The sequence below is a fragment of the Bacillus sp. 103mf genome (genome assembly GCF_900116295.1).
Taxonomy (GTDB): Bacteria; Bacillota; Bacilli; order Bacillales; family Bacillaceae_G; genus Bacillus_A; species Bacillus_A bruguierae.
In genome coordinates this window covers 1,120,959-1,135,109 of record NZ_FPAF01000001.1, presented here as the reverse complement: position 1 = coordinate 1,135,109, position 14,151 = coordinate 1,120,959, and the positions used below count along the sequence as shown (strand labels likewise).

General features: G+C 37.3%; 14 protein-coding genes and 2 other annotated features. Of the genes, 12 read left to right on the top strand and 2 right to left on the bottom strand.

The genetic code is table 11. From position 1 onward, the window contains the following. Positions 1–303 precede the first annotated feature (303 nt). The 3 genes from nrdR to dnaI all read left to right on the top strand — a co-directional run bounded on the left by nrdR (position 304) and on the right by dnaI (position 3,463). Positions 304–765 (top strand): transcriptional regulator NrdR, encoded by a 462-nt coding sequence (gene nrdR, locus BM350_RS05775; RefSeq protein ID WP_090916416.1) that lies wholly within the window; start codon positions 304–306, stop codon positions 763–765. Between the two features lie 344 nt (positions 766–1,109). Next, complete coding sequence (locus BM350_RS05770; RefSeq protein ID WP_090916417.1) at positions 1,110–2,498, top strand: replication initiation and membrane attachment family protein; 1,389 nt, start codon at positions 1,110–1,112, stop codon at positions 2,496–2,498. Between the two features lie 29 nt (positions 2,499–2,527). Then, positions 2,528–3,463, top strand: coding sequence for a primosomal protein DnaI (gene dnaI / locus BM350_RS05765; protein WP_090916419.1), 936 nt, complete (start codon positions 2,528–2,530; stop codon positions 3,461–3,463). A 29-nt stretch (positions 3,464–3,492) separates the two neighbouring features. Here the strand turns inward: dnaI and BM350_RS05760 are convergent, their stop codons facing one another. Beyond that, positions 3,493–3,690, bottom strand: coding sequence for a DUF4177 domain-containing protein (locus BM350_RS05760; protein WP_090916421.1), 198 nt, complete (start codon positions 3,688–3,690; stop codon positions 3,493–3,495). A gap of 149 nt (positions 3,691–3,839) precedes the next feature. On the opposite strand from BM350_RS05760, the gene ytxC reads away from it, so the two are divergent. The 7 genes from ytxC (at position 3,840) to BM350_RS05725 (ending at position 10,495) form a co-directional block, all read left to right on the top strand. Further along, positions 3,840–4,721 (top strand): putative sporulation protein YtxC, encoded by an 882-nt coding sequence (gene ytxC / locus BM350_RS05755; RefSeq protein WP_090916422.1) that lies wholly within the window; start codon positions 3,840–3,842, stop codon positions 4,719–4,721. A 32-nt stretch (positions 4,722–4,753) separates the two neighbouring features. Beyond that, positions 4,754–4,980 (top strand) — a binding site (T-box leader). A gap of 50 nt (positions 4,981–5,030) precedes the next feature. Further along, positions 5,031–6,962, top strand: a complete 1,932-nt coding sequence (gene thrS / locus BM350_RS05750; protein ID WP_090916424.1) for a threonine--tRNA ligase — start codon at positions 5,031–5,033, stop codon at positions 6,960–6,962. A 200-nt stretch (positions 6,963–7,162) separates the two neighbouring features. Then, positions 7,163–7,281 (top strand) — a sequence feature (ribosomal protein L20 leader region). A 62-nt stretch (positions 7,282–7,343) separates the two neighbouring features. Further along, positions 7,344–7,847: a translation initiation factor IF-3 gene (gene infC, locus BM350_RS05745; protein ID WP_020060081.1), complete on the top strand. Its 504-nt coding sequence runs from the start codon at positions 7,344–7,346 to the stop codon at positions 7,845–7,847. A gap of 21 nt (positions 7,848–7,868) precedes the next feature. Further along, positions 7,869–8,066: a 50S ribosomal protein L35 gene (rpmI, locus tag BM350_RS05740; protein ID WP_020060080.1), complete on the top strand. Its 198-nt coding sequence runs from the start codon at positions 7,869–7,871 to the stop codon at positions 8,064–8,066. Between the two features lie 40 nt (positions 8,067–8,106). Continuing rightward, complete coding sequence (gene rplT, locus BM350_RS05735) at positions 8,107–8,466, top strand: 50S ribosomal protein L20 (RefSeq protein ID WP_090916428.1); 360 nt, start codon at positions 8,107–8,109, stop codon at positions 8,464–8,466. Positions 8,467–8,846: 380 nt separating this feature from the next. Continuing rightward, positions 8,847–9,338: a dUTP diphosphatase gene (locus tag BM350_RS05730; protein WP_090916430.1), complete on the top strand. Its 492-nt coding sequence runs from the start codon at positions 8,847–8,849 to the stop codon at positions 9,336–9,338. Positions 9,339–9,409: 71 nt separating this feature from the next. Beyond that, complete coding sequence (locus BM350_RS05725) at positions 9,410–10,495, top strand: M42 family metallopeptidase (protein WP_090916432.1); 1,086 nt, start codon at positions 9,410–9,412, stop codon at positions 10,493–10,495. A gap of 49 nt (positions 10,496–10,544) precedes the next feature. On the opposite strand, the gene BM350_RS05720 is transcribed toward BM350_RS05725, so the two are convergent. Further along, on the bottom strand, positions 10,545–11,162 hold the full coding sequence (locus BM350_RS05720) for a TetR/AcrR family transcriptional regulator (RefSeq protein WP_090916434.1): 618 nt from the start codon (positions 11,160–11,162) through the stop codon (positions 10,545–10,547). Positions 11,163–11,449: 287 nt separating this feature from the next. Between BM350_RS05720 and BM350_RS05715 the strand changes: the two genes are divergently transcribed. Then, a complete protein-coding gene (locus tag BM350_RS05715) occupies positions 11,450–12,103 on the top strand; it encodes an HlyD family secretion protein (protein ID WP_090916436.1) in 654 nt (217 codons plus the stop codon). A 13-nt stretch (positions 12,104–12,116) separates the two neighbouring features. Beyond that, positions 12,117–13,931, top strand: coding sequence for a DHA2 family efflux MFS transporter permease subunit (locus BM350_RS05710; RefSeq protein ID WP_090916438.1), 1,815 nt, complete (start codon positions 12,117–12,119; stop codon positions 13,929–13,931). The last annotated feature ends 220 nt before the right edge of the window (positions 13,932–14,151 follow it).

The following is a 14,151-nucleotide window of genomic DNA, read 5'->3' as shown; positions in this document are numbered from 1 at the left end:
TCCCGCTATTCGTGGGCAGTAAGCCCCCCACCTCAAGATTCAGAGAGAAGCGAAGGAGATAGGTGAGGGATAACTGCCCGTAAAAGCCCGATTGGTTCAACTAACCATCCGAGGGGGATGAAGACCCCCCCTCGGATGGAAGTTTCACTTTATATTGTATTACTTATATATCTATTATATAAGAAGGAATTTGTTTATACATAAGTGTATTTGATCAAATGCTTATAATATAGAAGAGAAAATTCTTGTTTAAAATGTTTTAGTTTTGTTAAGATAAAATTAAATTGTAAAGGAGTGAACGGATTGCGTTGTCCATCCTGTTTTCACAATGGTACGAGAGTATTGGATTCACGTCCGGTTGACGAAGGACGATCCATTCGCAGAAGAAGAGAGTGCGAAAGTTGTCTCAATCGCTTTACAACATTTGAACGTGTCGAAGAGCCGCCGCTCATTGTTGTAAAAAAAGAAGGGACGCGAGAAGAATTTAACAAAGAGAAAATTTTGCGTGGTTTAATTAAAGCGTGTGAAAAGCGACCTGTAACGTTAAAACAATTAGAGGAAATCACGCAACATGTAGAACGGGAATTGCGTAACTTAGGAATGTCAGAAGTAAAAAGCGATATGATTGGTGAAATGGTCATGGAAGCGCTTCGTGATATTGATGATGTTGCATATGTGCGTTTTGCATCTGTTTATCGACAATTTAAAGATTTGAACGTATTTATTGAAGAGCTGAAAGATATTCTTCAAAAAGAACGAAAATAAAAGAGCTAGAAGCGTAAGCTATTAGCTCTTTTTTCACTAATATATAAATACAAATTGAAAAAACGACATAAAACCTCTTTCTTTTAGAGGAGGACGAGAGCATCTGGCCGTGCATAGAAGCGGTTGGGTCCTTTTCCTGCCACATGCGAGGTTTACAAACAAATGGAGCAAGCAAGTAGCGGGCATGTTGTATTCTGCATAGCCGCGACTTATATGTTGAAAAATCAAAATGGATTTATCCCGCTATTCGCGGGCAGTTAGGCCTCCACCTCGAGATTCAAAGAGAAACGAAGAAGATAAGTGGAACTAACCATGAAAACGAATGACAGAAAGGATTTGCAAGGATGGAAAGACAGTCATGGATGGAGCTGTTGCCAATTGACCGTTACAAAGTAAGTGCAAGAGGGCTGCTCAGCAATTATGATCGTAAAGTGCTGACAATGTTATATCAACCGCTAATTGGCAGTAAAGCTTTTAGTCTATATATGACATTGTGGGGCGAGTTAGAGCAGGACCGTTTATTTGGAAAAGAAAATACACATCATTCTATTATGGTAACAATGCAAATGCAGCTCCCGGATATTTATGAAGAACGTATAAAGTTAGAGGCGATTGGACTTTTAAATGTGTATGTGAAAAAAGAAAAAGATATTCGCATGTTTATTTATGAGTTACAGCCACCACTTATGCCAAAACAATTTTTTGATGATATTGTATTAAGTATTTTTTTATATAACCGCTTAAGTAAGGCGAAATATAATCAAGTGAAACAATATTTCTTAGAAGAAGAATTTGACTTTGCTTCTTATGAAAATGCAACACGATCCTTTAATGATGTGTTTGGTTCTTTTAATCCAGGTCAAGTGGAGCATGCCAAGGAAGAACTGCTTATACCAAACGCGACTGTGATGCCGAGCAGAGCTGAGGGGACTGCACCTCAAATTTGGAATGATTTCTTTGATTTTTCATTATTTGTAGAAGGATTATCAGCGCTTGTGCCGCGTAAAGCAATCACGGATCAGATGCGTGATTGTGTGATAATATTAGCTTACGTATATGGTATTGATCCGTTATCCATGCAAAATATTGTTCTTGGTGCTGTTACGGAGCATAATACAATTGATATGGAACGATTGCGAAAAGGTGCGCGTGATTGGTACCAATTTGAGAATGGACAGGCACTTCCTATATTGAGTGAGCGGACGCAGCCGTTGCATGCTCGGACGATGAAGGAGAAAGAACCGACAACACAAGAAGAGATGCTCATTAAACAGCTAGAAGAAATTTCACCAAGAGAGTTATTAAAAGAAATTTCGGGCGGGGCTGAGCCGACGAAGGCTGATTTGCAAATTATTGAAGATGTTATGTTGCATCAGAAGCTAACGCCAGGTGTTGTAAATGTACTTATTTATTATGTAATGCTTCGTTCTGATATGAAGTTAGCGAAATCGTATGTAGAGAAAATTGCCGGACACTGGGCCCGTAAAAAAATTACAACAGTAACGGAAGCGATGGGGCTTGCGAAAGAGGAAAATCGTCAATATCAAGAATGGGCGGAAACAAAGAAAAAAGGGAAGACGACGAAGAAAACGGTTCGTAAAGAACTTGTACCAGACTGGTTAAAGGAACAAACAGAAGATAGCGAGCCATCCCATCGCAGTGAAGAGCAGGGGAAATTAGAAGAAGAGCGTAAAAAGTTAGAGGAAGAGCTGAAAAAATATAAGCGAAACTAATAGAGGCGAGCTCTCTTTGAGGTGAAGAAATGGAACCAATTCAAAATACATTTGCGAAGTTAATGCAAAATGAAAATTTTAAGAATAGATATGAAGTATTAAAAGAAGAGGTAATGGCGCATCCACGTGTGAAATCGTTTATAGAAGAACATAAAGGCGAAGTAACAACGTCGATGGTTGAACGCAGCCTTGTGAAGTTATATGAGTACATTGGACAAAGCGTTGGATGTAAAGATTGTCCGAACTTAGAGTCATGCAAAAACATGATTCAAGGATACGAACCAAAGCTTATTATTCAAGGGAAGATGATTGATATTCAATACGATTGCTGCGTGAGAAAAGTGGCTTATGATGAACGAAAGAAACAAGAAAAACTCATTCAGAGCATTTATATGCCAAAAGATATTCTGCAGGCGTCTATGTCTTCTCTTGATTTGTCAGATGGAGAGCGGTTTGAGGCAATTCGAGCTGCAAATGAATTTTTAAGTGAGTACGAGCAAGGAAAAAAGGTGCAAGCTTTATATTTTTATGGTCCGTTTGGTGTTGGGAAAACATTTATTTTAGGAGCGATTGCAAATGAACTAGCGCAGCGTAAAATTAGCTCCATGATCGTATATTTGCCGGAATTTTTACGAGAAATTAAAAGCTCATTGCAAAATAATACGATTAGTGAAAAAATTGATGCCGTCAAACATGTGCCAGTACTCATGTTAGATGATATTGGGGCGGAAGCGATGTCGAGCTTTGTGCGTGATGATGTACTTGGAGCGATTTTACAATTCCGTATGCTTGAGAACTTACCGACGTTTTTCACATCTAACTTTGATTTTAAACAGCTTGAGCATCATTTAACGTATACACAGCGCGGAGAAGCAGAAGAAATGAAAGCAGCTCGCATTATGGAGCGTATTAAATATTTAGCAAAGCCGATTTCTATTGGCGGAAAAAACCGTAGGTATACGTAAAGAGCAAGCAGTGAGCTTGCTCTTTTTTATTATATCGTTTGTGTTCGTTCAAAAATAAGTTCAAAATATGCAGCTGATCCATATCCTACCGTACTAGGAGCAAAAATTTGTACGAAGCGCCACCCTTCTTTTGCATGTTCTGTAATGATCGTTTGATAATCTTCTTTTGGCTGGGATTTCATTAGACTAGATTTTAGTTCTATTTTTACAAATTTGTATTCGTACATAGTGTATCTCTCTCTTTAAAATCTTTATAGTAAAATTATACAATAAAAATAGCTTATGAATATGAAAAATTCATGCTAGCTTGTATCATTTTTTGTACATCTCCCTAATATATATGGAAATAGCAAGAATTATAAAAGGGGGGACAAAAGTGATTGAAATCTGCTTCGAAGAAAAAAATGATGCTATTGTTGTATATAAAGAGCTTAAAAAAAGGACAGATCATATATATGAAGAAATAAGCATTTACTTGTACGAACAAATGGTAATTGTTCATATACCAATACAAGAGTCACACTACATTGATCAAGTGGTTATTCCCGTATTTGTGCAATATATTATCAATACGAAACAAGATGAATGGATAAGTGCGATTTTAAAAGATAAATTTTATTATGAAGAGCGAGAAGAACAAAATCAAATTTTACATATGGCCCATTCTATTTTAAAAGGGAAACGAAAAGGATTAATAGATGCACCTTCGAAGGAAAGAGGGACGGAATTGGTGCTGTCTTCTTTACAAGGATGGATGTGTGATACAATGTCTTTTTCGTTTGGAGCATATATTCGTTTTCGCTTGAGAAAGTACAATGAATTTTTATATCGAACGGCGGAAATGGCGATAGATGAATATAAGTTAGAACAAGAGTATCAAATGTTCGTAGAAACACTTCGCCAACAAGTAAGCAGCCGGAAATCACGTTTATCTTGCTTGCATCTCGTGTTTAATGATAGTTGTATCTTTTATGATGAAAAGGGGCGACGTTTAAAAGAAGAAAAACTTGTTCAGTATATAGAAGAAGAATTACTCTCTCAAAAAGATCTGTACATTGATCCGAATATTATGGCCCCGCTTCTGTCAATCGCGCCTAAAAGAATTCATCTGTATGCGAAAGAACAAGATCATAATATGATTGTAACGATTCAAAATGTATTTCAAGAGAGGGTGCAGTTATATGCGCTTCATGAATTTGAAAAGAATGTGACAAAATTCAAAAATAAAGGGAACGCCCTTGATTTTCTAAATTTTTGAGCATATAATTACGTACATACACGAAAATACATTAAAATGTTACGATGAGGACATGAGTAGTTATCTACGATTCTCAGAGAGAGAAGCCTTAGGCTGTGAGCTTCTTAATACGAGATTATTACTTACCACCTCTGAACTTCAGCAGTGAACGAATGTCTAGTAATTGCTGACGGCAAGTGCCGTTATCATGAACTTGAGCAGTTAACAATGTGTTAGCTGGAACAAGGGTGGAACCACGAATTCAACACTCGTCCCTTTTTATAGGGATGGGTGTTTTTTATTTTGACTATGAAAAAGGAGTGACTAAAGATGGCAGATGTAGTAAAAATTACATTTCCAGACGGAGCTGTGAAGGAGTTTCCAAAAGGAACAACAACTGAAGACATTGCTGCTTCTATTAGCCCTGGCTTAAAGAAAAAAGCGATTGCAGGGAAATTAAATGAAGAAATGGTAGACTTACGTACACCGATTGAGCAAGATGGTGCCATTTCTATCGTGACATTAGATTCTGAAGATGGGCTATACATTTTACGCCACTCAACAGCTCACTTATTAGCGCAAGCATTAAAGCGTTTATATAAAGATGTGAAGCTTGGAATTGGGCCTGTAATTGAAAATGGCTTCTATTACGATATCGATATGGAAGAAGCAATCACAGTTGAACATTTCTCGAAAATCGAAAAAGAAATGCAAAAAATCGTAAATGAAAATCTTGAAATTGCTCGCCATGAAGTACCACGTGCTGAAGCGCTTCGTCGTTATGAAGAAATTGGCGACGAGCTAAAATTAGAATTGATTAACGATCTTCCAGAAGATGCGGTTATTTCAATTTATGAACAAGGCGAATTCTTCGACCTTTGCCGCGGAGTTCACCTTCCATCTACAGGGAAAATTAAAGTATTTAAATTGTTAAGCGTTGCTGGTGCTTACTGGCGCGGCGATAGCAATAATAAAATGCTGCAACGTATTTACGGTACTGCATTTGTGAAAAAAGCAGAGTTAGATGAGCACTTACGTATGCTTGAAGAAGCGAAAGAGCGTGATCATCGTAAATTAGGTAAAGAGTTAAAACTATTTACAAATAGCCAAAAAGTAGGACAAGGTTTACCGCTTTGGTTACCAAAAGGTGCAACAGTCCGCCGTATTATCGAGCGTTACATTGTTGATAAAGAAGTAAGCTTAGGATACGATCACGTATATACTCCAGTACTAGGAAGCCGAGAGCTTTATGAGACTTCTGGTCACTGGAATCACTACCGAGATGGCATGTTCCCATCAATGGAAATGGATAATGAGGAATTGGTACTTCGTCCAATGAACTGTCCTCACCATATGATGGTGTACAAAAACGATATCCACAGTTATCGTGAATTACCAATCCGTATTGCGGAGCTTGGAACAATGCATCGTTATGAAATGTCTGGTGCGCTATCTGGATTACAACGTGTACGCGGGATGACTTTAAATGATGCGCACATTTTCGTTCGTCCAGATCAAATTAAAGAAGAATTCAAACGCGTTGTAAACTTAACTTTAGAAGTATACAAAGACTTCGATTTAGAAGATTATTCATTCCGTTTATCTTATCGTGATCCAGCGGATACTAAAAAGTATTTTGATGACGATGAAATGTGGGAAAAAGCTCAATCAATGTTAAAAGAAGCTATGGATGAAATGGGTCTTGAGTACTATGAAGCAGAAGGTGAAGCGGCATTCTACGGTCCGAAACTTGACGTGCAAGTTCGCACTGCGCTTGGAAAAGACGAAACACTTTCAACTATACAATTAGACTTCTTACTTCCAGAACGCTTTGAATTAACTTACATCGGTGAAGACGGTAAACAGCATCGTCCAGTTGTTATTCACCGCGGTGTTGTATCAACTATGGAACGTTTTGTTTCCTTCTTAATCGAAGAATATAAAGGTGCATTCCCAACTTGGTTAGCGCCGGTTCAAGTACAAGTAATTCCAGTTTCTCCGCAAGTACATTTAGACTATGCGAAGAAAGTACAAGAAGAATTACAACGTGCTGGCATTCGTGTTGAAGTGGATACTCGTGACGAGAAAATTGGTTACAAAATCCGTGAGGCACAAATGCAAAAAATTCCGTATATGCTTGTAGTAGGTGACAATGAAGTTGCTGAAACTGGTGTAAATGTACGTAAATACGGTGAACAAAAATCAGAAACAATCTCATTAGATGCTTTCGTTGACTTAATTAAAGTTGAAGGAAAACGATAAGAAAAAGTCGCGGCTTGTCCGCGGCTTTTTTGTGATTTTTTGATTGGTAATAAGAACCAAAGTTCGCTTTATATAAAAAAATGTTGCATGTATTCATTTTGTTTGTTACAATATTTTTTGTTGTTACTTAAGAAGTAGAGCTTCTTGACATACATTACGTCCTATGGTAAAATCATCAAGGATAATAGAATACGGATTTGTGGAACAAGTAGAAGCACCCGCTTCTCACCTGATTGACGCGAAAGCAGTTGGCAGGTAAGTATTTCTTACTAGAGATATTATAAGTGTGGGTGTCGTATGCCCGCACTTTTTTGTTTGGGTTCTTCCTTCCCGAAACGTATTCCCATAAAACCTTGGAGGTGGCTTACTATTAGCAAGGACATGATGATTAACGAGCAAATTCGTGCACGTGAAGTACGTTTAGTTGGTGCAAATGGTGATCAACTTGGAATTAAGTCTCGTCAAGAAGCATTAGATATGGCTGCAAACGTAAATCTTGATCTAGTATTAGTTGCTCCAAATGCGAAACCACCAGTATGCCGTATTATGGACTACGGAAAATTCCGCTTTGAGCAACAAAAGAAAGAAAAAGAGCAGCGTAAAAATCAAAAAATCATTAGTATGAAAGAAGTTCGTTTAAGTCCAACAATTGATGAACATGACTTTAACACAAAACTTCGCAATGCTATTAAATTCTTGGAGAAAGGCGACAAAGTTAAAGCGTCTATTCGCTTTAAAGGTCGTGCTATTACTCATAAAGAAATCGGTCAACGTGTTTTAGATCGCTTCTCTGAAGCTTGTGCTGAAGTTAGTACAATTGAATCTAAGCCAAAAATGGAAGGACGCAGTATGTTCTTAGTTTTAGCACCGAAAAATGATAAGTAATAAATAGAGGAGGAAATCACTATGCCTAAACAGAAAACTCACCGCGGCGCTGCAAAGCGTTTCAAAAAAACAGGATCTGGTAAACTAAAGCGTTCTCACGCTTACACAAGCCACTTATTCGCTAACAAATCTACAAAAGCTAAACGTAAATTACGTAAAGCTGGTGTAGTAAGCGCTGGTGACTTCAAACGTATTCGTCAAATGCTTGACAACATGTAATTTATATTTTGTTCAGATAGATATCTAGGAGGGAAATAATATGCCAAGAGTAAAAGGTGGTACGGTTACTCGTAAACGTCGTAAAAAAATTATTAAATTAGCAAAAGGTTACTACGGTTCTAAACATACATTATACAAAGTTGCTAACCAACAAGTAATGAAATCTTTAATGTATGCGTTCCGTGACCGTCGTCAAAAGAAACGTGACTTCCGTAAATTATGGATCACTCGTATTAACGCAGCTGCTCGTATGAACGGTCTTTCTTACAGCCGTTTAATGAACGGTCTTAAGCTTGCTGGTATCGAAGTAAACCGCAAAATGCTTGCTGACCTAGCTGTTCATGACGCAAAAGCTTTCGCTGAATTAGCAACTGCTGCTAAAACTGCTTTAAACAAGTAATTGATAATAAATCCTTAGGACATTGTTCCTAAGGATTTTTTTATTGAAACGCGTCACCTTCATGAAATTAACGATGTATTTGCTGAAATGGAAGAAGGAAAGATTAATGGACGTGTTGTGTTAGATATGACAAAGTGAGAATAAAAGTTACAATAATATAGAAGAATAAACATAAAAAGTCGGAGAGGTTCTCTGGCTTTTTATGTTTATTTGCATGAAATATGCTGTAACATGGGAACTTGACTTTGGCCAATCTTGTCTTTCCACACGAAACTGACACTGTTATAATGTAAGAATATAACTTGGTTATTTGCTTATATTTACCATTAGAATGGAGCAATATCGAGTAAATTTATTCGATATTGAAGGAGGAGTACGTTTTGGATTTACTACAACTATTTAAATTACAAAAAGAATTAGATGATCGTATTACGAAAGAACATAATCTAGAGCCGAAAAAGTTATTAAAAGAAAAAATGTTAGCGCTTCTTGTGGAAATTGGTGAACTTGCAAATGAAACACGCTGCTTTAAATATTGGAGTAATAAGCCAGCTTCTGAGCGTCAGGTTGTGCTAGAAGAATACGTAGATGGGCTGCATTTTATTTTATCTATTGGAATCGATTTAGGAATTGATAAAAATTTCTTGTTTTATAAATGTGCACTAACAAATAAAACACAAGTAGAAATTTTCTTAGATGTATATGCGAAAGCAATTCGTTTTAATGAGCAGCCATCTATTACAAATTACATTGAATTGTTTACGAGCTATCTTCGTTTAGGACAAGCACTTGATTTTGGACAAGAAGAGATTGAAAAAGCATACTTAGATAAAAATGAAGTGAATCATCAGCGTCAAACAGAAGGATATTGATGAAATTTTTTGAACATTATTTTCCGCTCTTGTATAATTGAAGAGATGAAGAAAAAGGAGGACTTTGTCCAATGACAAAACTAGATGCGACATTGACGATGCTAAAAGAATTAACAGATGCACGCGGGATTGCTGGAAATGAACGTGAGCCACGCGAAGTAATGAAGAAATATATCGCACCGTTTGCTGATGAAGTATCAACAGATAACTTAGGAAGCTTAGTTGCGAAAAAAATTGGTGACGGCAATGGACCAAAAATTATGGTAGCCGGTCATCTAGATGAAGTCGGTTTCATGATTACGCAAATTGATGATAAAGGTTTCTTGCGTTTTCAAACGGTTGGTGGCTGGTGGTCACAAGTTATGTTAGCGCAGCGCGTAACAATTGTTACGAGCAAAGGCGATGTAACGGGTGTCATTGGTTCAAAACCACCGCACATTTTACCAGTTGAAGTTCGTAAAAAGCCAGTTGATATTAAAGATATGTTTATTGATATTGGTGCTTCTAGTAAAGAAGAAGCGCTGGAGTGGGGCGTACGCCCAGGAGATCAAGTTGTACCATATTTCGAATTCCAAGTAATGAAAAACGAAAAAATGTTACTTGCGAAAGCATGGGACAACCGGATTGGCTGCGCAATTGCAATCGATGTTTTAAAACAATTAAAAGATGAAAAACATCCAAACATTGTATACGGTGTTGGAACTGTACAAGAAGAGGTAGGTCTTCGCGGAGCGAAAACATCTGCACATTATATTCAACCTGATATCGCATTTGCAGTAGATGTTGGAATTGCTGGTGATACACCAGGAGTAAGCGAAAAAGAAGCACAAGGAAAAATGGGTGATGGCCCGCAAATTATTTTATACGATGCATCTATCGTTGGACATAAAGGTCTTCGTGACTTCGTTGTTGGCGTAGCAGATGAATTAAATATTCCGTATCAATACGATGCACTTCCTGGCGGCGGAACGGATGCAGGAGCAATCCATATTTCTGTGGACGGTATTCCAGCGATGGCAATTACAATTGCAACTCGCTATATTCATTCCCATGCGGCAATGTTGCATCGTGATGACTATGAAAATACAGTGAAGTTAATTGTAGAAGTTGTGAAACGTCTTGATACTAAAGCTGTACATAACATTACATTTGATTAATATAAGAAAAAGCGAAGGAGGAGCCCTCTTTCGCTTTTTCTTGTTCCTATTAAAAAGGTCTTTCTAACCCGGCAGCGGTATGAGATCCTAAAATGATTAAACGTGTTAACTGCAAAGCCATAAAATGTGGCGTGTATACCATTCCTCTTCTTAACCACGAAATAATCATACCGACATGCGCACCGGTTACGTAACTAATAAGAATATCACGTGGAACCATCAGTTCGTCATCATTTGGCTGTGAAATAGAAAGGCTTAATGCGAAATGTGCCTGAATGGTTTTCATCATTTTGTAAGAAAAATTTCCAGCTGCTTTTTCACCGAGCATTACGTTATAAAAAGTAGCATTTTCAGCGATATGTTCAAACAAGGCAAAAAAGATTGGATGAGGAGAATCGAATGTAAGCTGAAAATCTTCTTTTTGAAATTTTTTTGGTTTAATTACTTCTGTTAAGGTATTCAACATCTCTTCAATACTTGTATCTAATAAATCATATTTATCATGATAGTGACTATAAAAAGTAGCACGATTGACAGGAGCCCGTTCAGCGATAAGTTGTACTGTTATATTTTCAAATCCTTTTTCGTCAACTAAAGCGACAAAAGCATTTTGGATTAATTGTCTCGTTCGTTTTACGCGTGGATCATTTAAATTTTTAATAGACATTTTTGTTCTCCTTGCTTGGTTTTTCATACTTTTTCAACATATATACGGTGAAATGTTGGAAAAACAACATTTCAAAATAAATTGTCGGTTGTCGCTCGAAATGAATTATTTATAATTATAAACGATATTCTTTTTCTTAGCACAAAATAAGGAGAGGATTTTGCGCGCAGAAAAAGGCTCTTTTTTTAATTAGTCCTTAATAATGTGAATGGTCAACCTTGTTAATTAAAAAGAGAGCAGGACTTATTAGAAAATAAATCGATATTGAAAATAAGGAGAGGGAAACAATGAGTCAATTTCGGAGAATGATTATCATCAATATTGTTACATTGATTGTGTTAGTTGGCGGCGGATTTGCCGGCTATTATTATTACAATCAATCAACAAATTATTTGAAAACGGACAATGCAAAAATTGATGGGAGAGTAGTACCTATTGCATCTCCAGTTGCAGGGAAATTAACAGATTGGAAAGCGGAAGTAGGAAAAAATTATAATGCTGGTGACAAAGTAGGTTCTGTAATGAGTAACGCTGGGGGTACTGCACAAGAAGTAGATATTACAGTTCCAGCAAATGCAACGCTTGTTCAATCAAATGCAACGCGAGATTCTTATATTGCGCCAGGAACACCGCTTGCATATGCCTATAATATGAGTGATCTATGGGTAACGGCAAATATTAAAGAAACAGACGTAGATGAGATTCAAAAAGGGCAAGACGTGGATGTATATGTTGATGCATATCCTGATACAACGTTAACAGGAAAAGTAGAACAAATTGGTTTAACAACAGCAAATACATTCTCTATGCTACCATCTAGCAACGCAACAGCGAACTATACGAAAGTAACACAAGTTATTCCTGTTAAGATTTCATTAGATCATAGTAAATCATTAAATATTGTCCCAGGCATGAATGTCACAGTTCGGATTCATAAGTAAGGGGGAATGAAATATGTCCTCGATCTTTATTGTAGGATACGCTCTTTTATGTATTGTCGTGTTCATTATTGTAAATCGTGTTTTTAGAAAAAAAGGAAAAGGGATAGAAGAACCAGTTCGAGCACAAGGGGTTTCAGATAATAAAAAAGAGGCAGTAAGAAAACAAGAAATACCAGAAGTTAAGGAAGAAGAAACAATTGAAAAACAAGAACAACAAGAACGACCAAAACAGGAACAACCAAAACAAGAACAAAAAGCGGAAGATACGAAACCGAAAACGTCTCGTTCTCAAACGGTGCTTCCTGAATTTAACGTAAAAGTTGTCTTAGCTGTTCTTATTTTCGGAATGTTCGTTTCGATTTTAAATCAAACGTTAATTAACGTTGCTTTGCCAGCATTAATGAATGAATTTAATGTATCAACATCTACAGCACAGTGGCTTACAACAGGATTTATGCTGGTGAACGGGGTATTAGTGCCAATTAGTGCATTTTTAGTCTCGCGGTTTACGTACCGAAGCTTATTTCTAGCGGCTATGCTGTTCTTTACAGCAGGTTCAATGATTTGTGCGGTATCTGGAAGCTTTACGATGATGATGACAGGACGTGTTGTTCAAGCGGTTGGTGCTGGTATTTTAATGCCGGTCGGAATGAATATTTTCATGACAATCTTCCCGCCTCATAAACGCGGGGCTGCGATGGGACTGCTTGGTATTGCGATGATTTTAGGACCTGCTATTGGGCCAACACTTACAGGCTGGGTTATTCAAAACTACACATGGAATGTGATGTTCTATGCGATGTTTATTATTGGTTTACTTATTATCGTATTAGCACTAAAATATTTTACGCTCAAACAGCCTGTGGCTAAGGCGACGCTAGATATTTTTGGTGTGATTGCTTCTAGTATCGGACTTGGAAGCTTACTATATGGCTTTAGTGAGGCAGGGAATAATGGCTGGAGCAGTATGGAGGTTATCATTGCGATTGTAATTGGTATCATCGGAATAAGTCTATTCATCTGGAGACAGTTAACGGCTGACAACAAAATGTTAGACCTTCGTGTATTCAGCTATTCTGCATTTACCTCGACGCTTTTAATCAATGCAATTGTTACGATGGCATTGTATGGCGGGATGATATTGCTTCCTGTATATTTACAAAACATTCGTGGATTTACACCGATTGATTCAGGATTACTCCTTCTGCCAGGATCTTTGATCATGGGAATGATGGGGCCATTTGCCGGGAAATTATTTGATAGATACGGCATTCGACCACTTGCTATTTTTGGATTAATCCTTACAACATATGCAACATATCAATTTACACATTTAACATTAGACACACCTTATAGTGAAATTATGAGGGACTATATTATTCGTTCGTTTGGGATGTCCTTTATCATGATGCCAATCATGACGGCCGGGATGAATGCTCTGCCAATGAAACTTATTTCTCATGGAACAGCAACGCAAAATACATCAAGACAAGTTGCGGGCTCCATTGGAACTGCGCTTTTAATCACAATTATGACGCAGCAAACGACAAATCATATGGCAGATTACGCAAATGCAATTACAACAACAAATCCGATTATCGTAAACAAACTATCGCAAATGGGACAAAGCGTTGCTGCCATGACAGGATCAGCTCAGGCAGGAAATGCATTAAGTTCACAAATGCTATTTGGGCAAGTTTCCAAGTTATCCGTCATTAACGGCATTAATGATGCATTTTGGATTGCAACAACCTTAACGGCCATTGCATTAGTCTTATCATTTTTCTTACAACCAGGAAATAAGGTAAACAGAAAAGCAGAGAGATGATCTCTGCTTTTTTTATGTGAACGGCTTTAAATGAATGATACTGTTTACTTTCTTTTTCTGCCATAGTTGAATGCGCATATTCCGCCCACTAACACGAAGAATAGAACACCTATTCCTTAAAGGTTTGCTTGCAATGCAAATATCTAGGGATAGAAAAAAATGTTAAAGGGGTTCAAAAATTCTTTGTAATCGCTTACATATTGTAATACTATTAAATTAC